The sequence below is a fragment of the Flavobacterium sp. PL02 genome, assembly GCF_035013205.1.
In the GTDB taxonomy this organism is placed as follows: domain Bacteria; phylum Bacteroidota; class Bacteroidia; order Flavobacteriales; family Flavobacteriaceae; genus Flavobacterium.
This window is the reverse complement of the sequence record NZ_JAYGJP010000002.1, coordinates 632087-657280: the sequence shown is the minus strand read 5'-3', so window position 1 is coordinate 657280 and position 25194 is coordinate 632087. Positions and strand designations below refer to the sequence as shown.

26 protein-coding genes and 2 tRNA genes are annotated in these 25194 nt (G+C 31.6%); 6 read left to right on the top strand and 22 right to left on the bottom strand.

Annotated elements, in window-relative coordinates; genetic code table 11:
• Positions 1–86: 86 nt before the first annotated feature.
• On the bottom strand, positions 87–1688 hold the full coding sequence (pckA, locus tag SHI72_RS10860; RefSeq protein WP_323489962.1) for a phosphoenolpyruvate carboxykinase (ATP): 1602 nt from the start codon (positions 1686–1688) through the stop codon (positions 87–89).
• An 82-nt stretch (positions 1689–1770) separates the two neighbouring features.
• Positions 1771–2157 (bottom strand): DUF423 domain-containing protein, encoded by a 387-nt coding sequence (locus tag SHI72_RS10855; protein ID WP_039116307.1) that lies wholly within the window; start codon positions 2155–2157, stop codon positions 1771–1773.
• A gap of 208 nt (positions 2158–2365) precedes the next feature.
• Here SHI72_RS10855 and SHI72_RS10850 point away from each other — a divergent pair, with 208 nt between their 5' ends.
• Positions 2366–3736 (top strand): saccharopine dehydrogenase family protein, encoded by a 1371-nt coding sequence (locus SHI72_RS10850; protein WP_323489961.1) that lies wholly within the window; start codon positions 2366–2368, stop codon positions 3734–3736.
• Between the two features lie 185 nt (positions 3737–3921).
• Here SHI72_RS10850 and SHI72_RS10845 read toward each other — a convergent pair whose 3' ends face one another.
• The 6 genes from SHI72_RS10845 to SHI72_RS10820 form a co-directional block, all read right to left on the bottom strand.
• Positions 3922–4356 (bottom strand): energy transducer TonB, encoded by a 435-nt coding sequence (locus tag SHI72_RS10845; protein WP_323489960.1) that lies wholly within the window; start codon positions 4354–4356, stop codon positions 3922–3924.
• 27 nt (positions 4357–4383) lie between these two features.
• The gene (locus tag SHI72_RS10840) at positions 4384–5610 is read right to left on the bottom strand and encodes a M56 family metallopeptidase (RefSeq protein ID WP_323489959.1); all 1227 of its coding nucleotides are present in this window, start codon (positions 5608–5610) and stop codon (positions 4384–4386) included.
• Positions 5607–5978 (bottom strand): BlaI/MecI/CopY family transcriptional regulator, encoded by a 372-nt coding sequence (locus tag SHI72_RS10835; protein WP_039116310.1) that lies wholly within the window; start codon positions 5976–5978, stop codon positions 5607–5609. The genes SHI72_RS10840 and SHI72_RS10835 overlap by 4 nt, the downstream gene beginning before the upstream one ends.
• Positions 5979–5984: 6 nt before the next feature.
• A complete protein-coding gene (locus SHI72_RS10830; protein WP_323489958.1) occupies positions 5985–6947 on the bottom strand; it encodes a DUF6624 domain-containing protein in 963 nt (320 codons plus the stop codon).
• A gap of 22 nt (positions 6948–6969) precedes the next feature.
• Entirely contained in the window at positions 6970–7392 is a 423-nt protein-coding gene (locus SHI72_RS10825; protein ID WP_323489957.1) for a hypothetical protein, read from the bottom strand.
• 373 nt (positions 7393–7765) lie between these two features.
• A complete protein-coding gene (locus SHI72_RS10820; protein WP_039116313.1) occupies positions 7766–9157 on the bottom strand; it encodes a dipeptidase in 1392 nt (463 codons plus the stop codon).
• A gap of 109 nt (positions 9158–9266) precedes the next feature.
• Between SHI72_RS10820 and SHI72_RS10815 the strand changes: the two genes are divergently transcribed.
• Positions 9267–9348: transfer RNA gene (locus SHI72_RS10815), tRNA-Leu, on the top strand.
• A 427-nt stretch (positions 9349–9775) separates the two neighbouring features.
• Here the strand turns inward: SHI72_RS10815 and SHI72_RS10810 are convergent.
• Entirely contained in the window at positions 9776–10405 is a 630-nt protein-coding gene (locus SHI72_RS10810; RefSeq protein ID WP_323489956.1) for a hypothetical protein, read from the bottom strand.
• 249 nt (positions 10406–10654) lie between these two features.
• Between SHI72_RS10810 and SHI72_RS10805 the strand changes: the two genes are divergently transcribed.
• Together SHI72_RS10805 and SHI72_RS10800 are read left to right on the top strand one after the other, a co-directional pair.
• Positions 10655–10736 (top strand) — tRNA-Leu (locus SHI72_RS10805).
• A 257-nt stretch (positions 10737–10993) separates the two neighbouring features.
• Positions 10994–12952, top strand: a complete 1959-nt coding sequence (locus tag SHI72_RS10800; RefSeq protein ID WP_323489955.1) for an AAA family ATPase — start codon at positions 10994–10996, stop codon at positions 12950–12952.
• 410 nt (positions 12953–13362) lie between these two features.
• Here SHI72_RS10800 and SHI72_RS10795 read toward each other — a convergent pair whose 3' ends face one another.
• Complete coding sequence (locus SHI72_RS10795; RefSeq protein ID WP_323489954.1) at positions 13363–13596, bottom strand: hypothetical protein; 234 nt, start codon at positions 13594–13596, stop codon at positions 13363–13365.
• An 86-nt stretch (positions 13597–13682) separates the two neighbouring features.
• Here SHI72_RS10795 and SHI72_RS10790 point away from each other — a divergent pair, with 86 nt between their 5' ends.
• Entirely contained in the window at positions 13683–13913 is a 231-nt protein-coding gene (locus tag SHI72_RS10790) for a helix-turn-helix transcriptional regulator (RefSeq protein WP_323489953.1), read from the top strand.
• A gap of 98 nt (positions 13914–14011) precedes the next feature.
• Here the strand turns inward: SHI72_RS10790 and SHI72_RS10785 are convergent, their stop codons facing one another.
• The 10 genes from SHI72_RS10785 to SHI72_RS10740 form a co-directional block, all read right to left on the bottom strand.
• Entirely contained in the window at positions 14012–15010 is a 999-nt protein-coding gene (locus tag SHI72_RS10785; RefSeq protein WP_039112555.1) for a TerC/Alx family metal homeostasis membrane protein, read from the bottom strand.
• A gap of 54 nt (positions 15011–15064) precedes the next feature.
• Positions 15065–15724, bottom strand: a complete 660-nt coding sequence (locus SHI72_RS10780; RefSeq protein WP_039112554.1) for a TerD family protein — start codon at positions 15722–15724, stop codon at positions 15065–15067.
• Between the two features lie 6 nt (positions 15725–15730).
• Positions 15731–16282 (bottom strand): TerD family protein, encoded by a 552-nt coding sequence (locus SHI72_RS10775; RefSeq protein ID WP_039112553.1) that lies wholly within the window; start codon positions 16280–16282, stop codon positions 15731–15733.
• Between the two features lie 9 nt (positions 16283–16291).
• Positions 16292–17257, bottom strand: a complete 966-nt coding sequence (locus SHI72_RS10770; protein ID WP_323489952.1) for a hypothetical protein — start codon at positions 17255–17257, stop codon at positions 16292–16294.
• Between the two features lie 22 nt (positions 17258–17279).
• On the bottom strand, positions 17280–18368 hold the full coding sequence (locus SHI72_RS10765) for a toxic anion resistance protein (protein WP_039116849.1): 1089 nt from the start codon (positions 18366–18368) through the stop codon (positions 17280–17282).
• A gap of 6 nt (positions 18369–18374) precedes the next feature.
• Positions 18375–18983: a TerD family protein gene (locus tag SHI72_RS10760; RefSeq protein WP_039116850.1), complete on the bottom strand. Its 609-nt coding sequence runs from the start codon at positions 18981–18983 to the stop codon at positions 18375–18377.
• 4 nt (positions 18984–18987) lie between these two features.
• Positions 18988–19542 (bottom strand): TerD family protein, encoded by a 555-nt coding sequence (locus SHI72_RS10755; RefSeq protein WP_323489951.1) that lies wholly within the window; start codon positions 19540–19542, stop codon positions 18988–18990.
• Positions 19543–19545: 3 nt separating this feature from the next.
• Positions 19546–20352, bottom strand: coding sequence for a phosphoribosyltransferase family protein (locus SHI72_RS10750; protein ID WP_039112548.1), 807 nt, complete (start codon positions 20350–20352; stop codon positions 19546–19548).
• Positions 20353–20354: 2 nt separating this feature from the next.
• Positions 20355–21020: an HAD family hydrolase gene (locus tag SHI72_RS10745; RefSeq protein WP_039116852.1), complete on the bottom strand. Its 666-nt coding sequence runs from the start codon at positions 21018–21020 to the stop codon at positions 20355–20357.
• 131 nt (positions 21021–21151) lie between these two features.
• Positions 21152–21727 (bottom strand): TerD family protein, encoded by a 576-nt coding sequence (locus tag SHI72_RS10740; RefSeq protein ID WP_323489950.1) that lies wholly within the window; start codon positions 21725–21727, stop codon positions 21152–21154.
• A gap of 772 nt (positions 21728–22499) precedes the next feature.
• Between SHI72_RS10740 and SHI72_RS10735 the strand changes: the two genes are divergently transcribed.
• Positions 22500–23099, top strand: coding sequence for a DUF937 domain-containing protein (locus SHI72_RS10735; RefSeq protein ID WP_039112545.1), 600 nt, complete (start codon positions 22500–22502; stop codon positions 23097–23099).
• Between the two features lie 86 nt (positions 23100–23185).
• Here the strand turns inward: SHI72_RS10735 and SHI72_RS10730 are convergent, their stop codons facing one another.
• Both SHI72_RS10730 and SHI72_RS10725 read right to left on the bottom strand, forming a co-directional pair.
• Entirely contained in the window at positions 23186–24094 is a 909-nt protein-coding gene (locus SHI72_RS10730; RefSeq protein WP_039112544.1) for a pseudouridine synthase, read from the bottom strand.
• Positions 24095–24232: 138 nt separating this feature from the next.
• On the bottom strand, positions 24233–25189 hold the full coding sequence (locus SHI72_RS10725; protein WP_039112543.1) for a geranylgeranylglycerol-phosphate geranylgeranyltransferase: 957 nt from the start codon (positions 25187–25189) through the stop codon (positions 24233–24235).
• Positions 25190–25194: the final 5 nt, after the last annotated feature.

Sequence of the window (25194 nt, the reverse complement as noted above, 5' to 3'; positions counted from 1 at the left end):
GAATACTGTGACTAGAAACTGTAGCAAATAAAAAAGAGCTGTTCGATTGAACAGCTCTTTTTGTTTGAATTAGTAAAGACCTTATATTATGCTAATGGTGCTCCTGCCATAATTTCGGCATTGGCAAACTCTTCAAATTTTGCAAAGTTAGCTTTGAATTTCTCCGCTAGTTCTTTTGCTTTTACATCGTATAATTCTGGATTTGCCCAAGTGTTTCTAGGATTTAATATTTCGCTAGGTACATTAGGACAACTTTGTGGTTTTGCAATTCCAAAAACAACGTGGTTTTCGTATGCTACGTCGTCTAATTCTCCATTTAAAGCGGCAGTAATCATAGCACGAGTATATTTTAGTTTCATACGAGTTCCTGTTCCGTATGCTCCACCAGTCCATCCAGTATTAATAAGCCAAACTTTTACATCGGCATCTTTCATTTTTTTGCTCAACATTTCTGCGTAACGAGTTGGGTGTAACGGCATAAATGGCGCTCCAAAACAAGCAGAGAAATTAGGTTGAGGTTCGTCTACACCAGCTTCTGTTCCAGCAACTTTAGCAGTATAACCAGAAATAAAGTGATAAGCAGCTTGTCCAGGTGTAAGTCTCGAGATAGGAGGCAAAATACCAAAAGAATCGGCTGTTAAGAAGAAAATATTTTTAGGGTTTTTACCTATAGAACCTGGCTGAATATTATCAATGTGGGTAATAGGGTAACTAACTCTTGTGTTTGGTGTAATTGAGATATCATCATAATCTACCTCGTTTGTACCTGGTTTAAAAACAACATTCTCTAATAAAGCACCTTTTTTAATTGCTCTAAAAATGTCTGGTTCATTTTCTTCAGTAAGGTTAATTACTTTAGCATAACAACCACCTTCAAAATTAAATACTGTATTTTCATTAGTCCATCCGTGTTCATCATCACCGATTAATTTACGGTCTGGATCTGCAGATAAAGTTGTTTTTCCTGTTCCTGATAAACCAAAGAAAATAGCTGTATCGCCATCTTTACCAACATTAGCACTACAGTGCATTGGTAATGTGTTCTTAAATACTGGCAAGATGAAGTTTAAAGCCGAAAAAATTCCTTTTTTCATCTCTCCTGTATATCCTGTTCCGCCAATAAGAGCAATTTTTTTTGTAAAATCCAAAATTGCAAAATTGCTTTGTCTTGTTCCGTCTACAGCAGGATCTGCCATGAAGCTAGGAGCACAAATTACTGTCCATTCTGGAGTAAAGTTTGCTAATTCTTCTGCTTCTGGTCTCAAAAACATATTGTAACAAAACAAGTTAGACCATGCTGTCTCAGTAACAACACGTACATTTAATCTGTAATTAGGGTCTGAACAAACGTAAGAATCTCTAACAAATACTTCTTTGTTAGATAAATATTGAGTTACCTTGTTGTATAATTTTTCAAAGGCAGCTGGTTCAAAAGGAATGTTTACTTTTCCCCACCAAACTTGGTCTTCTGTAATACTATCCTTTACAATAAAACGATCTTGAGGCGAACGTCCTGTAAATGTACCAGTATTAATTGCTAATGCACCTGTTGAGTCCTCCACACCTTGACCTGATTGTATCGTAATGTTGTGTAATTCGTCAGCTGATAACTGATAATGAATTGTTGCATTTTTAATCCCTAACTCATTTAGCGAAATCGATTGCGTAGATAACGTTTGATTGTCCATAAATTTATAAGTTGTGTATGTTTTACTTTATAGACTGTAAAATTAGATATTATATTTCAGATAAAATTTTATATAACGAATTTTATGACTTTTGTTTAATAATTTTAACAAATAGCACAGTCCAAGCAAGAATTAATAGGAGTCCGCCTATTGGCGTTACGAATCCGATAATTTTGAAGTCAAATGTTGTAAGGTTATTCGTAGCAAGTAAGTATATTGAACCCGAAAATAATATAACACCAGCTACAGCAAGATTGTAAATAACCTTTAATGTCTTTTGTGAAAGTTCTTTTCTTGTGGCTACAAAGAATAAAAATAATGCATGGTACATTTGGTAACGTACACCAGTTTCAAAAGTTACAAGTTCTTCTATTGATAAAACTTTTTTTAGAGCATGAGCTCCAAAAGCTCCTAAAATGATAGCTAACATTCCGAAAAAAGCACCTGTTGCAATTATTTTTTTATCCATTACAATATTATTTTAGTTGTTACAAAAATAGGTTTAAAACTTTCATCATGAAAAAAAATTAAGAGAACTTTTGGAAATATTTAGCTTTCTTCAGGATAAATAAATTCTGCTTATTTTTGGTTTAAAATAATGTATAGTTCATTTTTTTAACATTTTTTAATTGTTATGAATATAACATTATTGTATGTTTGTGTTATATATGTAAAATATGAGAGTAGTTTTAGTCATTGGAGCAGGCAGATCAGCGTCGTCATTGATACGATATTTATTGGATAAGTCCGAAAAGGAGAACCTGCATCTTATTATAGGTGATTTGTCTTTGGCTCTTGCCGAAAAGAAAACGAATAAACATCCTAATGCAACTCCTATTGCATTGGATATTTTTGATGAAGAACAGCGAAAGCTTGCGATACAAAAGGCAGACATTGTAATATCGATGTTGCCGGCTCATTTACATGTAGAAGTTGCCAAAGATTGTTTGCTTTACCAAAAACATATGGTTACTGCATCTTATATAAGTGATGCGATGCAGGCATTGGACAAGGAAGCAAAAGCTAATAATTTGATTTTTATGAATGAAATTGGGCTTGATCCTGGTATCGATCATATGAGTGCCATGAAGGTAATCGATGAAATTAGGGAGAAAGGTGGTAATATGTTATTGTTCGAATCTTTTTGTGGCGGACTTGTAGCTCCTGAATCTGATAATAATTTATGGAATTATAAATTTAGTTGGTTACCGCGTAATGTGGTTTTAGCAGGGCAGGGAGGAGCAGCCAAATTTATACAGGAAGGAACTTATAAATATATCCCGTATTGTAATTTATTTCGCAGAACTGAATTTCTTGAAGTAGAAGGATATGGGAAGTTTGAAGCGTATTCTAATCGTGATTCTTTAAAATATAGATCTATTTATGGTCTTGAAGATATTCTTACTTTGTATCGTGGTACAATAAGAAGAGTTGGATTCTCGAAAGCTTGGAATATGTTTGTACAATTAGGAATGACAGATGATAGTTATGTAATGGAGAATTCCGAAAACATGAGTTATCGTCAGTTTGTGAATTCTTTTTTGCCTTATCACCCGACGGATTCTGTAGAAATAAAAATGCGTTTGATTCTTAAAATAGATCAGGATGATATAATGTGGGATAAACTTGTCGAGCTTGACTTGTTTAACGCGAATAAAATTGTTGGATTAAAAGATGCTACTCCAGCTCAAATACTTGAAAAAATACTTTCGGATAGTTGGACTTTAGAGCCACACGATAAAGATATGATAGTGATGTACCATAAATTTGGATACAAATTAAATGGTGTAGACACGCAAATAGACTCCAAAATGGTTTGCATTGGAGATGATCAAACGTATACTGCAATGGCAAAAACAGTTGGATTGCCTGTTGCAATGGCCACTTTATTGATATTGAATGGTAAGATTACAACGCCTGGAGTTCAGTTACCAATAAATAAAGAGGTGTATTTACCGATTTTAAAAGAATTAGAAGAATACGGAGTAGTATTTCATGAGCAGGTTATGCCTTATTTTGGATATAATCCCGATAAACTTCTTAATTAGTAGTTTTTGAAAATTTTTTTTAGAATTTTTTTTAGTTTTTTATTTGATCCGCTTCTTGAAAAAGAAGCGGATTTTTTTATTTGTTATTATTTATAGATAAAACAAGAAAACAATCCTATGGTTTAGTTGTAAAGTAGATTTCATGATTATATCTAAATATTATTTTCTAATAAAAAGAGCGTTTTTTAATCAGTACAGTCAATAGCTATTGGTAACGCAAATATTTGACTTATTGGTTTACCTTTATATAAAGCTGGAACCCAGTTAGGCAATTTTTTTAAAACGCGAACGGCTTCTTCTCCCAATCCGTAGCCTAAATCTTTGCTGACTTTAATATCTGATAAAGAACCATCTGTTTCTATGTTAAATGTAAGCATAAGTGTTCCTTTAACTTTGTTTTCGTATGCTGCATCAGTTACATTGAAGTGGGTGTAGAAAATCTTGTAAAAGCCTTTCATACCTGTCTGAAATTGAGCTTGTCTTTCAAATTTACTAGGATGAACAAGAGTCTCATTTTGTTCATCGTTTTCAATTGTTTGGGCGATACCTTCTGTATTAAAAACAAGCAGTACGGTAAAAAGAACAATAACTTTGTAATCTAGCTTTGTTATTAATTTCATATTTTTTTTCTAGCTAAATTACTTTTTTTATTTGTTTTCTTGTACCGTTATTGGTAATTTGTACATTACTCTCGCTGGTTCATTGTTTAATGTGCCTGGTTTCCATTTTGGAGATAGTTTTAATACGCGTATAACTTCATCGCCTAATCCGTAACCTAAGTCATGAGCTATTTTATAATCAGATAATGAACCGTCTTTTTCGACATAGAAATCGATGATTACTTTTCCTGATACTTTATTTTTAGAAGCATCTTTAGGGATTTTGAAGTTTTTACCAATGAATTTGTAAAATTCTGTCATTCCGCCTGGAAATTCTGGTTGCTGAATGTTTTCGGTAGAATCAGCGCGTAATGTTGGTGGTTCGTTCAGTGCTTTTCGATTGCTTCCTTGTGCAATTGTTGTTGTGTTAAAAGCAAAAAATAACGTGGCAAATGCAAAACCTACTATCGTAGTTTTTAATATTGCTCTTAATCGGGATTCTTTTTTTGTCATCATAAGTAAACGTTTTTTGGTTATTTGAAAATTAATAGAACTTGCAAGCGCAATTTGGCTTTGGTTTGAAGCCATTTTTAATAGTAAATTTTGATAATGAGAAACAGACTCTGATTGTGTTATTACGGCTTCATCGGCTAGAAATTCATGATTTAATTTGATAGCTCTTTTGTAAAGTATAAAGATTGGATTAAACCAGAATAGGATTTGTATAGCTTCAATAAGAATAATATCCAACGAATGTTTTTGCTTTATATGTGCCGTTTCGTGAGCAATAAGTTGTGTGTCGATTAGATTGTTTTTTAAATCACTTTCGTTTAAAAATATGGTGTTTAAAAAGGAATGTGGCAATATCGAATCTTCAATCAAAACCACTTTTTGGTTATTGATGATTTGTGATTTGTTGTATTTTATTTTTTTATGAATGGAATACAGATTCAACACAAAGCGGATGGTTAGTAAGAGCGCAATAATTAGATATAGAGCAAGTAAGCTATAAGTAATTGTCTGATTATTGGTTAGTGAATTTAGGTTTTGGGCATTGTTGTTAATTACTATTTCGGGTAATCGAATAGCGTTTATTGCCTTGGATATTTTTGTATCGAATGAAAATAACTGTAACGGAATGGTTAAGCCAAAAACTAAACTACTCAACAAATAGAATCTGTTGAAGCCATGCATTTTTTCGTTTTCTAACCAAAGTTTATATATTATAAACAGGATTATAAGTAGTAATGACGATTTTAGGATATAAGCTATCATTTTTTCTTTTTTTGAATTTGACTATCAATGATTTTTTTGAGTTCTTCTAATTCCGAAGTAGATAAATTAGTTTCGGTTGTAAAGAAAGAAGCAAATTGCGATGCCGAATTGTTAAAGAAATTACTAATCAATCCGTTTACGTGTTTAGAGAAATAATCGGTTTTCTTGACCAATGGATAATATTCTCTAGAGTTTCCAAATTCGTTGTAAGCAACAAATTTTTTGTCGATCATTCTTTTTAATAAAGTGGCAACGGTTGTTGTAGCCGGTTTTGGGTCAGGATATGCTTCGAGTAAATCCTTCATGAACGCCTTTTTTAGTTGCCAAAGGTGTTGCATTAATTGTTCTTCGGAGTTGGTTAGTTGCATTGTGGGTTATTTTTTAATTTTTTCTAATTTTTCTAACTCTGGTAATTCCTTTTTATAGGCTTCTACATCCCAAACAATTCCCCATTTTTGAGCATATTCGGCTATGGTTCCTAAGCCAACTTCTGCGCGTCTTTTGTCTACATTATCGGGGTCTTCTAGTGGTGAAATGTATTGCTTGTTTGTTGCTGGATTTTTGGCAAGTTGGCTTCCGTAAATTTGTTTTCTTCCTTCTCTTAGTGCGATGCGGTCTTCTAGTAATGCTAATGAACTTGCTTTTGCATTTCCTTTTTTGACAGCGTCTCTCATCATGGGTAAATATTTTTGTTGCGTTTCTAAGTCTGAATGCTGTATTACCAGAAACAAAGTTTGGTTTGCCTGACTGCCTACAACGTTTTCACCGACCCATCCTTTTTCATCAAGTATCTTGGATATTTTAATTAGGTTCAGGCTGTCTTTATAATTTATGATTTTACCAATGCTATCTATTTTTTTCTTATCATAATTTGGGCTTCTATATATTGTCATGAATACCTTTCTTATGTTTTGATCCTCTTCAAAAATAGAGAGTAATTCTTCTTGTAGAGGTTTGTCATAATTTGCTTCCATGATGTTAAGTTTCTTTTGAAGCTTGGTTATTATTTTTTGCCATTCTTTCTCGGGATGCAATATTGTTAAGTCGTTATCTTTTTTTAGATGGTATAAATTTTCATAACCATTATCGATTGCTAAGTTTAGCCATTCGAATGCTTTTTTAGTTTCTAATGACCTTGCTGCTGAGCATGCTCCATTGTATAATTGTGTCGAATTTTTATGCTCTAGTTTAAATGCCTTTTCGTAATATGTAACAGATGATTTGTAATCTTTTCCTTTGTAGCAGGAGTCAGCTTTTTGGATATATTCTTTGTAGGATTGTGCTTGTAAGGAAGTAATACCCAACAGGAATAAAAAAATGGCACTTATTTTTTTCATAATTTTTAAATAGAAATTTTGGTTATTTGTTTTTTGTAGTAGATGTTAACTCTCCGTTGTCGTATTTTTTTATTTCGATTAGTTTGCCTGTTGTGTCGTAATATTTCCAATCATTATAATAAAACCAATGTATTTGTTCTTGACTCTTTTCTAATTTAGTTTTTCCTTTTGATTGTAATTTTCCATTCGGATAATAATATTTGACTTTGCAACTGTTGCCTTGATGTTTTTCTGTTTTATATAGCGTATTGTTTACGTAAGATTTCCATTTTTTTACGGGTTCGTCTTTCCGGTAGTATTCAAATGATTTGTATGTAACACTATCTTGTGTATAAATGTCTATCCACACGCCTTCTTTCTTTTTGTCAATCTTCTGATTGATTGGATTGCTCTTGCATCCAGAAAGCAGTGTCATGTAAATTAATAATAGGATATATCTACTCATAAAACTTATTTTGCTCTACAAGATAACATCTTGCTCTACAAATATAGAGTTAATTTTTTAATTTCCAAAATTATTTTTTTGAGGGTCAAAGGTTTAGAGGTGCAAAGGGACAAAGGTAAAAGGAATAGAGGCTCAAAGGAGCTAAGAGGCAAAGGTATTGTGAGTACCAAAAATGGTAGAAATTTTAAATCCAGCTATTCAGTTCCGAACCTTTGGGACGATCGGAGAGAACGCCCATAAAAAAATCCGCTCATTGCTGAACGGATTTTGAGGTTTTATACCTAACAGATTTTAAAAACCTGATAGGAAAACTTTGCGAACTTAGCGAAAAGACTTTGCGCGCTTTGCGGTAAATCTTCACTTAGCAGTTAGCTTATTTTTTAGATAGCTCTACAAAATATTTGTAAAACAACGGAATAGTTTCGATTCCTTTTAGGTAATTGAAAATTCCGAAATGTTCGTTTGGTGAGTGAATCGCATCGCTATCAAGACCAAAGCCCATAAGGATTGTTTTGCTTTTTAATTCTTTTTCGAATAATGCTACAATCGGAATACTTCCACCTGAACGAACTGGAATTGCTGGAACTCCAAATGTTTCGGTGTAAGCCATATTTGCCGCTTTGTAACCAATACTATCTATTGGGGTTACATATCCCTGACCACCGTGATGTGGAGTAACTTTTACAGTTACGCCTGCTGGTGCAATGCTTGTAAAGTGTTTTGAGAATAACTCGGTAATGTGCTCCCAATCTTGGTTTGGAACTAAACGCATAGATATCTTTGCGAAAGCTTTGCTTGCAATAACCGTTTTAGCTCCTTCGCCTGTATATCCGCCCCAAATTCCGTTTACATCAAGTGTTGGTCTTATAGAGTTGCGTTCGTTGGTTACATATCCTTTTTCGCCATAAACATCGTTTAAGTCTAAGGCTTTTTTGTATTTCTCTAAGCTAAATGGTGCTTTTGCCATTTCGGCTCTTTCTTCTAATGTTAATTCTTCGACATTGTCGTAGAAACCAGGAATTGTAATATGGTTGTCTTCGTCATGTAATGAAGCAATCATTTTGGCAAGTACGTTAATAGGGTTTGCAACTGCACCACCGTATAAACCGGAATGTAAATCGCGGTTTGGTCCTGTAACTTCTACCTCTACATAACTTAAACCACGTAATCCTGTTGTGATAGATGGTTGCTGATTAGAAATCATTCCAGTGTCTGAAATTAATATCACATCGTTTTTAAGTTTTTCCTGATTGCGCTCTACAAACCAACCTAAACTTTTAGATCCTACTTCTTCTTCACCTTCTATCATGAATTTTACATTACAAGGCAATGTGTTGCTTTGTACCATATATTCTAATGCTTTTACGTGCATGTACATTTGCCCTTTGTCGTCGCAAGCACCACGAGCAAATATTGCTCCTTCTGGATGAATTTCGGTTTTTTTGATAACTGGTTCAAATGGGGGAGATGTCCATAATTCCATTGGATCTGGTGGCTGAACATCATAATGTCCGTAAACTAATACGGTAGGTAAATTTGGGTCGATTATTTTCTCTCCATAGACAATTGGGTACCCCGGAGTGTCGCAAATTTCGACAAAATCGCATCCCGCTTTCTCTAAACTTGCTTTTACAGCCTCGGATGTGTCAATTACGTCTTGAGAATATGCAGTATCGGCACTTACGGATGGAATTTTTAATAATTCGATTAACTCATTGATAAAGCGTTCTTTGTGTTCTTGAACGTATGCTTTTATAGTGTCCATTTAAATTGATTTTTATAGAATTTCAAAAATACGAAAAATAGAATTAATATTTTTTTTCAAAAAAGCTTTGAAAATTAGAAGTTATGATTATCTTTGCACCCACAATTGAGCGGATATGGTGAAATTGGTAGACATGCCAGACTTAGGATCTGGTGCCGCAAGGCGTGTAGGTTCGAGTCCTATTATCCGCACTACTTACTTTAAAAACCCTTAAAATATAGTTTTAAGGGTTTTTTTTATGTCTTTACTTTACTAAATTATTGGTTTTTATAGGTCAAGATTCAAAAGTTGGGGATTGAGTAAAAAAATTTACCGCAAAGTACACAAAGAGAAAAACGCAAAGGTTCGCAAAGTTTAATCAATAGCTTCAACTTAGTTTGTCCTTAAAAAAAGTAACGCTGATGAAACGGATTTACTCTGTAAAGACGCGGATTAACCACGGATTTTTTATTTAACATTATTAAATCCGTCTTTTTCTGCGTCTTCGCGATAGCGAATCCGTTTCATCAGCGTTCCATTTTTTGCGTAACAATTTGCACGGGCTGCGTTTTCCCGGTAGCGAATCCGTTTTATCAGCGTTCTATTTTATGCGTAACCAAACAAAGGTTTCAATTTCATTTAAGCGTGTTCAATTCTTTTCTTTATAATTTCCAGCAATTCTTCTTTTGTCATAAAAGTGTTTAGGAAATCTTCTAAGTTTCCTTGGTTAGAAACTTCTCTAAAAAAGACTTCGTGATCTGTGCCAAATAATGTTGGGTTTTCGGGATTGGGATCGGATAAAGCGATGTAATAATGGTCTGGAAAACCATAACTTGAAATAAGCAGAATAAAATCTAGCGAATGATCATTTGTTACTTTAATGATTTCGCTTAAATCTGTTTCATCATCTTTAAAATCATCGTTCCATTCGGCGTAATCTTCTGTGCCTTCTTTAAAGGGGGTAAAAGGTGAAACTTGCCAAAACATCTGACCGAATCCTTCATCTGTTAATCTGAAATATTTTTGAATTATTGCATCGTAAAAACCTTCTTTGTTTTCTCTAAAAAGTGCTTGGTTCTCGTTGATAAAATCGCCTATTCCGTAAATGGGTTCTTCTTCTTCGGCGGTTGCCCAAGGTGTATCTGTTGGTCGGCGATACAAAACGGTATCAAAAGTTATAGATTGTAAATCTTCCTGAAGTGATTTGCCTTTTACATTGTCGATATTTCCGCCTAATTTTTTGATTTGCTCCAGGATCTCTTTTTTCATCTTTTCATTTTTATTAAATATTATTTAAAAATAGGAATTCTTAGTGTATTAAAAAAGGAATGTGGATTTAGTGATGAAATTGTTAGGTTATTTATTATGAGGAACTTGGAATTGCGTGCGCAAATCGATAAAGATTGGTTTTTGTAGATAGCATTTGTATTGTGTCTTTTTTAGTGGGCACGGAAGGAATTTCCACGCTATCGGATTTTGAAAATTAGAAGTTATGATTATCTTTGCGCCCACAATTGAGCGGATATGGTGAAATTGGTAGACATGCCAGACTTAGGATCTGGTGCCGCAAGGCGTGTAGGTTCGAGTCCTATTATCCGCACTAAAAAAGCTTCTGAGAAATCAGAAGCTTTTTTGTTTTAAAATAAAAAATAATTGACATTATAGCGGGCGCGGAAGGAATTTTCACGCTATTTGGTTTGGAAGTTTTCTGTTTTATTACATTTTTTGTTGTTAAAGTTGTTGATAAAGATATTACTACAATATCATTTAAATGTTTTCTATTTTTACTTTTGAGTAATTATTAAGAATAATATTCGAAAAATAATGCGATTTCTTCTTCCTAAATAAATATTTAAAATGAAATTAAAAGTATTAGAGTTAAAATTATCTGATGTTGAAAAATCGGGTCTTGGTGAATTTTATTCAACTAAATTCAATACAACTATTGCATTAGTTGGAAAAAATGGATCAGGAAAGACTAGATACCTTAAAGCTATTGAAAATTATCTCCTTGGATGTGATGTGACTACTGATTTTTCAAACTGTTTTAGCAATTTTCCTCATGCATTCTTGAATATGCACGATGAATACAAAAAATACAAAGGAAAATTTGATTTATATAAAGAGTTTACATTATCCCAAAATTATTACAATAGTAATCCGAAGGATTTTGACGCTAAAGTTCGTTTGAACGAAGTAGCGACGAAATTTAATCAAGCTTCTGTAAATATGAATGAGATAAATAGAATAGATGATTATTCAAAAACAATCAAAAATGAGATTTCTAAGCGCCTTAAAGTGATTAATCCTGATGATTTACGAAAATTACAATCTAGTTTTAATGGAGAGGGTAAAGTTTCATTTCAAAACATTATTGATTCTACGTTAGAAAATGTTGATGTAAATGAATTTAATTTAATTTCCGAAAGCTCTTTAAGTTTTTTACAAAGGTTACCTCATAAACTAGCTTATGATGAAATTGACTGCAAAGGAGATGAAAAGAAATTTAGAGCAAGAGTTTCTTTTCAACGTTTTACTCTTTTAAATGGCTTAATCCAAGATTTTTTAGACAAAGAATTAAAATGGCATTCAAAGACAGCAGATGTAAGTGAACACGATGATCATGTAAATATCAAAACAACTGGGTATTGGACAATAGGTGGAAGAGAATTTAATTATAATGACTTTTCTGATGGTGAAAAAGTATTATTTACATATGCGCTTTTGCTCTTTTTACTTAATATAAATCCTAGAGTAAAATTTAAAGAATCAATAATTATTATTGATGAACCCGAACTGAACCTTCATCCAAGAGCTCAGATTAAGCTTATTCAAAGTTTAGAAAATTTAGTCGGCGAAAGCGGACAAATAATTATAGCTACACATTCATTGTCAATTGTAGCAAATTTGGACTATGGTTCAATTTTTTTAGTAAGAAAAAATAATCTTTTGACTCCTTCTTCTTCCGTTCCGTTTAATGCGATAGAAGATTTAATGGGTTTCGAAGAACACTACAAAAAAATTGTTGAATTTTTAGTATCAACTCCCTCTTGGGCAATGACAAATTTCATGGGACAATGTTTTGAAGATCCAGAAGTCTTTGAATCAGCTAATAAAAATGATCCACAACTGGAGATTTTTCAAAAATTAATCTTAGAAAAAGATAAAATTCGACTTCTAGATTTTGGTTCAGGAAAAGGTAGGCTTATTGATCGTATTAGAGAAAATGATGATTCTTGGAAAAGAATTGAAACCTATGATTGTTTTGATGTTGATGAATCATTTAATGAATTAGTAATATCTAAGGGAGCAACTTCAATAGTTAATAGTTTAAAAAAAATACCTGATAATTCGTATGATTTAATTATAATGGTAAACGTTCTCCATGAAATTCATATTACTCATTGGAAGGATAGTTTAGTTAAGGTAAAAAAAGCATTGTCTTTAAATGGCTACCTTGCTATTATAGAAGATATAGAACTTCCGGTTGGAGAGTTACCTAATGAGTTAGGTTTTTTATTATTAGGAAAAGAAGAAATGAAAATTTTATTGGGAGAAAAAATAAAATTTTTATCACCAACAGTCAACCGATATAAAAATCGTATAATATGTGGGATTATTGATAAGAAAAATTTAAATACAATAAACAAAAACTATTTAGTTAAATGTCTGGAAAATTTGAAGGCAAATTCTTTAGCAAGTATAAAAGAATATAGACAATTAAAAGATAATGATCTAGGATTAGGTAGATTATACGCTTTGAAATCTAATCTATATGTAAATAGTGAATTAGCTCTCGAATTTTTAGAAATGTAAGTTTTTGTAAAATAAAACTTAAGTAAAATTAATCTCGATAACTCGAAAATGCTTTCTGTACAAACCTTGTATATCCATAAAACTGCATTTCTAGCCCTGATAGAAGGGAAAATCCTTTTTTATTGTTTTTTACAATAAAAAAGATTGGAATGATAGCAGGAAATAGCTCCTAAAAAAAATCATTAGAGAATAAATTGTTTTCTTGATTGTCGAGTTACTGGCGGAGATTGCTTCGCCAGTTCACTATCGCTTGTGTCTTCGTTCCTCAGAAAGACAAGTTTGCGGTTATTTTATGTGTAAGCTGGGAGTTTTATGAGAAGCTAACACAAATTATTTCCTGATTGTCGAGCTACTAGCGAAGATTTCTCATTCTTCGAAATGACAAACTGGACGAAAAAACAAAACTTTCTTCACTCCACATCTAAATAAGGATCTAGAGCTTCGGCTAATTTGTTGAGCCAATAAAAATTATTTTCAATGTTTTTTATTTCGGATGCTGCAGTTTCGCATCCTCTCATTAAGCATAAAGCAAGCAAATGATTTACTTGGCGTATTGTTTTTGCCATGTCTTTGGGATCCATAACATCTATAAAAAAATATTTTAGCCTGATTTCAACCTCTTTTGGTAAGCCTTCTGTAATCATTGTCTTATTTTTTGGATTCATCAAATATAATAAATTGTAGGCAAATTTGCCTATATGTTCAAAATAAATCTTGTGACTTTTGAAATATGAATATTTCAGAAGAAACTTTTATTATAAATCTCGGAATTCACATCAGACAACTGCGTGAAAAGAAAGGCTTATCCCAACAAGGTTTAGCTGACGACTGTAATATTACAAAATCTCAAATAGCACGAATAGAAGTTGCTAAAATAAATACTGGGGTAAAAACTCTTGTAAAAATTGCGAATGCTCTAGATGTTGAACCTAAAGATTTACTAGATTTCTCCGTAAAATAGGAAAGGGGAGGAGTTACTTAAAAACAAAGAATCAAGAAACTATAACGCATAAAAAAAGACCTCAATTGAGGTCTTTTCTTTATTTAAATATATTGGGTTTATGCTTCTTTTGGTTCTGGAAACATAACCGAAAGTACAACTGATATTACTAAAACACCTGCAATAACAATTAACGAATACATTGATTCGATGTGGTAGAATGGCGAAATAATCATTTTTACTCCAATAAAAGCAAGGATTATTGCTAAGCCATATTGTAATTTGCTAAACAAATGGATGAAATTATCAAGTAAGAAGAATAATGCTCTTAAACCTAATATTGCAAAAATGTTTGATGTATAAAGAATAAACGGATCATTAGAGATTGCAAAAATCGCAGGGATTGAATCTACTGCAAAAAGTAAATCGGTAAATTCTATTACGGCTACAACTACTAAAAGTGGTGTTGCAAGTTTTTTTCCGTTTTCGTATGTAAAGAATTTATCTCCATCATACTTATCGCTTACGCTAAAGAATTTTCTAATTAATCTCGCTCCTCTTGTATTGTTGTAATCTTCGTCTTCGTCCTCGTTTCCTGATGACCATGATTTTATACCTGCATAAACTAAGAATAATCCAAAGGCTGTCATGATAAGGTTAATATCGTATTTAAATCCTTCGACACCAACTAGGCTTAAAAGCTTGTTTAAATAGGTTAATTCGATTAAAAAAGCTCCAGAGAATATAAATATAGCTCTTAGGACTAATGCTCCTATAATACCCCAAAATAGGACTTTGTGTTTGTTGGTATTTGGTACATCAAAAAACTTGAATACCAGTATAAACACAAATAGGTTATCTACAGAAAGTGCTTTCTCGATCCAATACGCCGATTGAAATTCGTAAAATTTAGCTGAACCTGCATAATAGTATACTAAACCACTAAAACCCATTGCTAAACTGATCCATACTAATGACCATGAAATAGCTTCTTTATTGGTTACGACATGACTTTTTTTGTTGAAAATACCTAAATCTAGTAATAGCATTATAACTACTGCGATTGCAAATATTGCTATTAATCCAGGATGTTCTGAGAAAATGGGATGTTCGTTCATTATTGTTTATTAAGTTGAGATTTATTATTTATTTAGATTTATTTGTTTCTTTATTTATAAATATGATTGAAGTATTCTTTGGGCTGTTTGTCCTAAGAAACTATCTTCGGTTGGGTCACCAATGGCACTAAATCTCCATTCGTTATCGCGTTTGTATAATTTCCCCATGATGATAGAACGTTTGTTTATGTATTGTCTATCTGCAGAAACGTTATAGGACGCAAATTCTGAAATTACTTTTGTTGGTGTTCCCTCATACATTCTTATTTTGGCATACGGTATTTGCGAAAAGTCTTCTTTTCCGGCATTATTCAAAAAGAAAAATATCTGAGTAACTTTTGCGTCAATTTTCGACAAATCTACGGTTATGATTTCATTATCCAAACCATCATCGCCACCTTTATCACCCGCAAGATCATCGCCAGTATGTTTTAATGCTCCATCGTTGCTTAATAATTTACCTTTGGATAAACCAAATTGCTGTAAAGCCTCAAGACGGTATAATGGAGAATATAAATGATCATAAAGTTTGTTTTGATCATCTATTAATATGCAGCTTAAATCAAGGTCAACATCTGTTACGTTTTTTGATAAACCTAAGAATCCTTTGGTTTCTATCGCTCCCCAGTTTACACCAACACAAAAGCTGGTTAATGATTCTCCGCTTGATTTTCTTAAATCAATTTTTTGTCCTTTGGTTAAATTAATTGCCATGTGCTTTTAATTGTATTTGTTTATATAATCCTGAAGACCACCTTTCATCCCGATTCCTACGGCTTCAAATTTCCACTCTTCATTTCTTTTGTAAATTCTTCCAAATTCTACGGCAGTTTCTATAGAGAAATCTTCGTCTAATTCGTATTTAACTAATTCTACATTCGATTGATCTAAAATTCTGATAAACGAATTACGTATTTGTCCAAAATTTTGTCTTCTTGTATCTGCGTGATGTATTGTAACTACAAATGAGATTTCGTTAACCTCAGGAGCTATTTTAGATAAATCTACTTGTATTTTTTCATCGTCTCCGTCGCCAGCACCAGTTAAATTATCTCCAGTATGAATTACTGCCTGATCTGGTGATTTTAGATTATTGTAATAAACAAAATGATTGTCGCTTGGAATTTTTCCATTTGCTCCAATTAAAAATATTGATGCATCTAAGTCAAAACTTTCTCCAGTGCTGCTAGAATTACTATCCCATCCTAATCCTACTGTAAACTTTGGAGCGTCGATGCTTTGTCTTTGTCCTTTTTCTAAATTAATTGCCATTCTATGTTCTTAATTAATATTAATATTTAACATTGTTTTTAAAATATTGGTCTGTTCATCTACATTTTGTAACTCATCAAGAAAATCTACAGATGAAATTTTGTCCAGATACTCTTTTAATACTTCTTGAACTGTATCTGGTAGTATTGTTTTTATTGTACTAAGCTCTAATTTTAAATCAGCATTTTTAGCTGTTAACTCCATTACGATTTGCTCTTTTGATGAGCTGTTTTTTGAGAAATCAATTCCTTTTGCTCTTTCGTGGTCTAGAAAATAGAATGATTTGTCTTTGGCAATAAAAATAAATTTATCGTTAGAATCTCTAAATTCATAAGCCTCGACAACTTCATTATTGTAAACCAGACCGCACATGAATTTAATTTTAAATTTAAGAATGTTTAATCTTCCTAAAAGTTTTCTTTCGAACTTAACAAACGAGTTTTCGTACAAACTATTGCTGGCTTGTGTGAGTTGCTCGTATTGTTGGGTATTTATTTCTCGATAATATTCGGATTGAACACTATCTGAAAAAATCGTAATCTCATTCCAGTTAAAAAAATCTTCTTTTTCTGTTGCAAATAATTGATAGAGCTGTTCAATTTTTTTAGACATATTTAGAGCATGCACTTGTGTTTGCTTAGCAAATTTGGCTTCTCCGATTTCGACTTTTAATTTAGAAACAATGTCATCATTAATATATATTTCATCAGTAATTAAAAGATACTGTTGCTCTTTTGATTTCTTGATTTTTTGAAACAAATCAATAAGACTATTTGTAAACTGAATGTGAAATAATTCTAATTTATTAATGTCTAATGTTCGGTTGTTTTGAAAAAGAGAGTGGATTATTTTTGTTTTGATCAAGGTATTAACAAGGTCCTTGTGATTAAAGAAATTGGCTAACAATTCTAAAATCACAAGTCTTCTGTTACTATCTTTTATTATTTGAACGAACCGTTCCTCTTCCTCTTGCATTTAATTGATTTCTTATTTTCAATTAGCTTATAACACCCTTTTTTAATTCAGTTTCAAGACTTTGTAAACCAGCGTCAAGTTGTCTTCTGGTTTCTGTACCTTGTTCGTGAATTTGTTTTACTTCTGTCAACGTGTCTATTAAAGATTTTGTTGTCATTTTCAATGTCTCTAAAGAAACAATTGTATTCTCATTTTCTCTGGCAACTTCTATGCTGTTTTGTTTAAGCATTTCGGCATTCTTTTGTAAAATGGTATTTGTTGTCTCAGATACTTTACGCTGAATTTCGATATTCTGTTTTTGTCTTTGTAAAGCAACGGCTAATGTAAGCTGGTTTTTCCAGACTGGCATTGTTGTCGTTAAGATAGATTGCGCTTTTTCGGCAATAGAGGTGTTGTTGTTTTGAACCACACGTATTTGCGCTAGAGATTGCAACATAATAAAACGAACAATTTTCATGTCGGCTAAACGCTTATCCAGACGATTGATGAAATTTCTTTTGTCAGAAATCTGATAATCTTGGTATTGTGCTGTATTAGCTTCCATTACTGCAAGTTCTTCGTTTAGTTCTTTAAAACGAATTTGTCCTGCAATAACGTGTTTTTCCATCTCTTTGATAAGTCCAACATTACCATCAAACATAGTTTGAAGTGCACTATTGTCTTTTACCGAATTGATCATTCCAGCTTTTACTTTATTACTGATTTTGTCAATGTTTACAGTAATTTTATCGTATTGCTGAAATAATTTTTTTACATCAGTAACTAATTTATTAAGAACTGGAATTTTTGAAAGAAATCTTTTAAACGGACCTTGATCTAATTGATCAATATCTACATAATTTAATTCTGTCAATAAATCGTTTATCAAAGTTCCTACTTCACCAGAGTTATATGTTCTAACGTTGGTTAAGAAAGTATCACTTTGTTTGGCGATAGAGTTTTGAATTTCGGCACCATAATTCAAGATAGAATTGGCGTCGTTTTCATTTAACTGATTTGAAATCGATTTGTAACTATTTACTTCAGCTTCGGTAATTGTAGCCAAGTTTACATTTCCATCTTTGTCAATTAACGCAAGATTTTCCTGTGTAACTAATTGATTATCTAGCATCTTATTTTATAAATGATTTTGTTGAATAGTAAGAATTGTTTCTTCTAGTTTTTTGTCTTTTGTTGGAGCTCCAATCGCACTAAATTTCCACTCATCGTTTCTTTTGTAAAAAACACCAAGAACCATCGATACATTACCAGAGAAAGAAGCATCGTTTGCAACGTCGTAACGAGCAAATTCCTGGCTAACTTTTGTTGGCGTTCCTTCGTAGATACGGATAGATGCAAAAGGAATGTCTTTAAAATCCTGACCTCTAAAACTATTGATAAAAAAAGCAACGTGATTTGCAGAAGGAGATAATCTAGAAAAATCCAGAGTAATAACTTCATTATCTAATCCGTCATCACCATTAATATCTCCAGTTAAATCATCACCACTATGTTTGATAGCTTGGTCGTTTGATTGTAATTTTCTGAAATTAACAGAGTCAATATGATTTTTTTTGTCATCGTAAACTGCGCAACTTGCATCTAGATCAACAGGTTCTTTCTTTGTTCCGAAAAGTCCCTTTTTTTCGATTGCACCCCAATTTACTCCTACACAAATGTTTTGTAATTTTGTACCGTTACTTTTTTCAAGATTGATACGTTGTCCTTTTTCTAAATTAATTGCCATAATCTTAGTTATATTTATTTAAGTAATCTTCTAATCCGCCTTTCATTCCTGCGCCAATAGCTTCAAATTTCCATTGTCCGTCTTTATTGTATATTCTTCCAAATTCAACAGCTGTTTCTATAGAGAAATCTTCTTCTAATTCGTATTTCAGCATTTCGGTATTATTGCTATCATCTACAATTCGGATGAAAGAATTACGAACTTGTCCAAAATTTTGTTTTCTTGTTATAGCATCGTGAATCGTAACTACAATGCAAACTTCTTTTACCGAAGCATCAATTTTAGTTAAGTCTATTTTTATTTGCTCATCATCTCCATCTCCATCTCCAGTTAAGTTATCTCCTGTATGTATTACAGCCTCGTCTGGTGATTTTAAATTGTTATAAAAGATAAAATGTGAGTCAGAAATTATTTTTTTGTTCTCACCCAATATAAACACAGAAGCATCAAGATCAAATCCAGATCCTGTTGAACTGCTGTTTGTATCCCATCCTAAACCAATTGTGAATTTTGGGGCATTTATGTTTTCTCTTTGCCCTTTTTGTAAATTGATAGCCATAGTTTAATCTATTTTTATTACGTTAATATTGTTCTTGTATTCTATAATCTGATGATAATTATTACTTATCGCAAGATGAAATAAATCGTTGCTTTTTTCAGTAGATATATTATTTACTAAATAGGCAAACTCATCTTCACTGAGACTTAATATAAACTTCACTATACGAGTGTTGTACTGAAAATGATCGCTGTTTATAATATTCGCTATATCCTCGACATTCTTAACCGAATAATAATTATAATGGTTCTCTATGTTCGGATGTATCTCTTTGTTTATTAATTCAGCAAAATACACAAATATAAAATCTCCATTTACATTATATTGATTTAGTATTTTATTTACCGTATGTTCATGACTTCCAGTTATCTTAATGTCATCTACGAAAATACAAAGTTTTCCATCAATAAAGTTTCTGTCGATATAATAAGTATCATTCGATATTAATTTTACTCTTTCTTCAAAATCTAAATTTCCATAATCGGTAACGTAGGTTTGATTTCTGAATATTTTAGATTCAATAGATGCTTTTTTGTTGTTTTTAAATAGGAAACTGTTCAGTTGTTTCTTAAAATAATAACATAAAAAGTTTGAAGCAGTAGGAATCGATAAAAATGGACTTGGCAGAATGACAATTTCCTGATTTGATAAAATTAAATCATGATATTGATCTACAAAGCCATCAAACAATTCTTTTGCAAATTTCTCTGCATAAAATTTATCCCCAAACTTAAATCGGCTGTATTCTTTTTCCTGAAACGGACAATTATCTTTCTCAAGAATTTTATGTAAACTATAGTTTCTATTCACTTTTATAATTTTAATAGATGTGCATCAAATCCAAAATTAATAGCTCCGTTGTAATCGGCGATAATATTGTCTCCTATATGCAGTATTTCTTTTTTGGTTATCGGTTTAATTTCATTTGCTTGGTTAAATACCAATTGAAATATTTCGTTATTAGGTTTTGAAAGTCCCACTTCATCTGAGTAAATCTGAAATTTAAAGTAAGATTCTAATTCATAATGAGAAAGTATCTTTCTTAATGTATTTCCTTTAATGAATGCTGTATTACTTAATAAGTTAATGGTTTTATCTTGTTGAGTAATCTCTTTAAAAAGTTGCGGGATATTAGCATAAAGAAGTTCAGGTTTGTATTTTAAAAATAACAACTCTGTCTCGTTATAAAATGATTTTAATTTAGTGGTGTCGATATCATTTATATTGACATTTAGTGCACTAAGAATTAGGTAATATATTTCGTAAGTGTCAATATTTAGCCCCGTTCTTTCGTTTATATTATTGCATAAAACATCATAATAGCGGACAACATCATTAACCTTCTCGATTGTAGCATCTACATCGAAAAAATCTTTGAATAATAAATTTCTTTTGCTTTTAAATTCGGGATTTGATTTTATTAGGGTTAGCCATAAATCAAAAGAAAGGTGACTGTGATTTTCGTAATTTATTTTCAAGCTTGTGATTTTAATTAAAACAAATTTATTTTAATGTTTCAAACAACTTCAATCGAGTTTCTTTGAATAGTAAAACAGTTTGTTTTTTGTAATTATTAATGAAACGAATGGATCTGATTAGGTATTAGAAATTATTTGATGATTTCGCCAGAATAATATTTTTCTAAAAAGTAACCTAAATCGGCTCTGTATCCTATTCCCGAAGCTTCAAATCTCCATTGTTCATTTCTTTTATAAAGCCTTCCAAATTCTATTCCTGTTTCTATCGAAAAGTCTTCGTCTAATTCATATTTTGCAATTTCTTCACGAGTCGAATTGTCAACGATTCTTATGTATGAGTTTCTAACTTGACCAAAGTTTTGTTTTTTTCTCTCGTAATCCTCAATTGTAACCACAAATAAAATTTCTTTTACCCTTGGGTCGACTTTTGTCAAGTCAATTTTTATAGCTTCATCATCATCGCCATCACTACTTTTTCCGTCGGGATCATCTCCTGAATGTTCTAGAGATCCGTCGGGAGATTTGAGATTGTTGTAGAAAACAAAATAATCTTCATCTAAAAGTTTTCTTTCAGAATTAATCATAATTGCTGAAGCGTCTAGATCAAAATTGTTTCCTGTGCCTTCATTTGGATCCCAACCTAAACCAATCGTTATATTTAATAAGCCAATATTTATTTTTTGCCCTTTCTGTAAGTTAATTGCCATAGTGTGGTATAAAGTGAAACCTATTTTAAAGGGTTAAAATTAAAATTTAATTTTGCATAAAACTATTTAAATATGCTAAAAACAGGTTTTTATTTCTATTATTTTGGTAAGTTATTTACAGCCTAGGGCTATTTTAGATAAAATCTCAGATTTAGTAAGCTTATCCTTAATGCTGAAAAAAAATCTACCTCTTGTTTTGTTTTGGAAAACTTAAATCCTGTAAAACTTAATTTTGGTTAGTTTGTTCTAATTGAATGTTTTGGCTTTTTTAGGTTTGTTTTAAATTCTGATTTTTCAGACGCTTACTATTTTTGGAACATTATGCCATTTAGAAATTAATTAAAGAAATAGATTTTTCTTAAACTGATCTCCAGAATAAGATATAAATGCATTGATGAATCTGGAAAAATGGAGTAGTATTTTTCGTCTAAATTTTGACTTCAGCCAGTTTTGTTATAATTAATTACAGGATTTGTTAACGCTTGTTTGTTTCTGAAAAAAGGAAAAAATAACTGCTGATTCGCTATATTATTATGTAAATTCTTAATTTTTTTTCGAGTTTTAGTTTGTATTGATATTTAGAGTATTAGCGGTTTTATTGGGTTTTAAGAAAAGGGATGGAATTAATGAGAAATTGAGAAGAAAAATTTTTAACGTTTTTTTTGGATATGTTATTATTTTACATACATTTATCACATAAACGATAAAATGCCACACTTTGTCGATTATTTATAATTGATATAAATTATTTTTAATTAAAAAATCCAGATTAATGAATCCAAATTTACAAATTGAACTTAGACGTTTTATTTCTTCAAATGTTGTTTCAAAACTGAATAAATTTTATTTTGAAAATGACGCCTTATTAATTAAAGCTATTGATGCTTCTATCGGAACTATCTTAATAGGAGTTTATAATAAAATACACGAAGTCAGTTTGTATAATGAGTTGGTAGAGATTGTTGGGAATACAGATTTTTATAAAGAAATAGATTTTGAATCCGGAAGACTATTATCAGTCGATGAATGTTATAAAGACGAAGGCAATAAATTATTAAAACGAATTTTTGATAACAAAAAGGGGCGAATTACCGAAATGGTCTCTAACGAAGTAGGTATTAAAAGCGAAACTGCTCGCGAAGTATTAAATTTTTCAGCACTATTAGTTCTTTCTTATTTTAGCTATAAAAAGCAAGTCCAAGAAGACCTCCAATTATTGTTAGAAGAGCAAAAAAGAGGTGTTTTAAATAGTATTCCTCTCGGAATAAAAATTATCTTAGGTTTTTCATCTTACGAAGTTGTCGAAGAAAAAAGGAAAACCAGATTTTCAAACTCAATTTTCAATCACATTTTTTCAAATAGTAATTCTTAAGAACCGTCTTTTGTTTTTAAGTTAAAAAAAAATCCCATTTTACATTTGTAAAATAGGATTCTCTCGTTTATGTATAATTTGAAGATTTATACGTTCTTCAAATTGATAACTTCTTGTTCTGTTAAAAAACGCCAGTTACCTCTTGGTAAATTCTTTTTGGTTAATCCAGCAAAAGATACACGGTCAATACGTAAAACATCATATTCAAAGTGTTCGAAGATAGCACGAACTACTTTTACATTTGATGAACGTAACTTTAACCCAATTTCGCTTTTTGGCTCATTGTCGATATAGCTAATGTCTTCAACAAAAACACGGTGTCCATCAAGAACTAATCCTTTGTTTATTTTTTCTAAATCTTCAAATTTCAAGTTTTTATCTAATGAAACCTGGTATATTTTAGATGATTTCTGGCTTGGTAAAGTAAATTTACGAAGCATATCAGTATCATTTGTAAACAATAATAAACCTGTAGTGTTTTTATCCATTCTTCCAACTGCAGCAATCTTTGCATTAGTCGAACCACGAACCAATTCTAATACGTTACGGTATTCCTGACCTTCGTCAAAAGCAGTCGTAAAGTTTTTTGGTTTGTTTAATAAGATGTATTCTTTCTTTTCTGGAGTTAAAGTTGCTCCGTCAAAATTTACTGTATCTCCTGGTTTTACTAAGTATCCCATTTCTGTAACAGGTACTCCGTTTACTTTTACATTCCCAGATTGGATGTAGATATCTGCATCACGACGAGAACATGCCCCAGAATTAGCAATATATTTGTTTAAACGAATCTCATCAGCAGCCTTTTGTCTTTTAGGTGCTTGATTCGGTTTTTTGGCAGCTTTTGCAGCAGCTTCTTCCTCTACTTTAGTAATCGGTTTCGCTTTTTTTGGCCCTTGTGCACGCTTTTGCATGGCAGGTTTTGGCTTATTTGAGTTAGGTCTTGAGCTATTTGCTCTTGGTCCTTTTCCTTTATTATTGCCTTCCTTATTATTCATAAATCCTGTAATTTGTGCAAAGATAGTTTATTATTGGTTAATAGCAGTAACTTGATTGTTGTTAGATTACTAGCTTTTAATACTATTACCAGCCTTTTAATTGAAAATAATCTAAAAATGCTGAAAATTTTAAATCAATTATATTTTTAAAAGTAAAGTTTTTCCATGCCACAAAACACTTGGATTAATAAGTACAATACAAAACACTCCCGAAACGATAAGAAATTTTAAAACATTGTGCAGAAGTAAAAATTGTGTCTTAGAATTTGATTTCCAAAGGTAAAGTAAGAAAAATATTAAAACAATAAAGCAGATGTAGAAATAAATGTCCATATAACCTACATCATATATTTCGATTAGAATGTAAACGGGAACAATAGTAAGAAAAGTTAAAAAGGTAATTATCTTTTTTGAAGTTCTCTCGCCATAAAGAATTGGGATGGTTTTGTAATTATTAACCAAGTCTCCTTTTAGGTTTTCTAAGTCTTTTATCATCTCACGAATAAGCAATAATAAGAATAGAAAAACTGCATGAGCAGAAATTACTGCAAAATGGCCTCTTTGGTTTTCTAAATCATCAAAAGAAATTTGATTGTAAAAATATACTAATATGGCAAAGAATGGTAAAACTGCAAGTAAGGCAGCCGTTAAGTTACCGATTAATGGATACTTTTTTATCTTATGAGAATAAAACCAGATTAAAAATATATATGCCGAAAAGAATAAAAATGCCCTCCAGGACACAATCAGCGCCATTAATGAGCCAATGAAGTTTAGTGTGAAATATACGCTCAGTTTTGTTTTCTGACTTACTAATCGATCCAACATTGATTTGTTGGGACGATTTATTAAATCTTTCTGACTGTCATAAAAATTATTGATAATATAGCCTGCTGCAATAGTAATTGCCGAAGCAAAAACAATTAAAAACAAATTGAAGTCAAGTAGTATGTCAAGCGCTCTTTTTTCGGGAGCCAAAATAAATATTGCCGATAAGTATTGTGCTAAAACGATAATAGGAATGTTGTAGCCTCTTATTACAGAGAACAAACTTATTATTTTCATCGCTAAGATTTTATTCTGTCGGCTTAACATTTCTT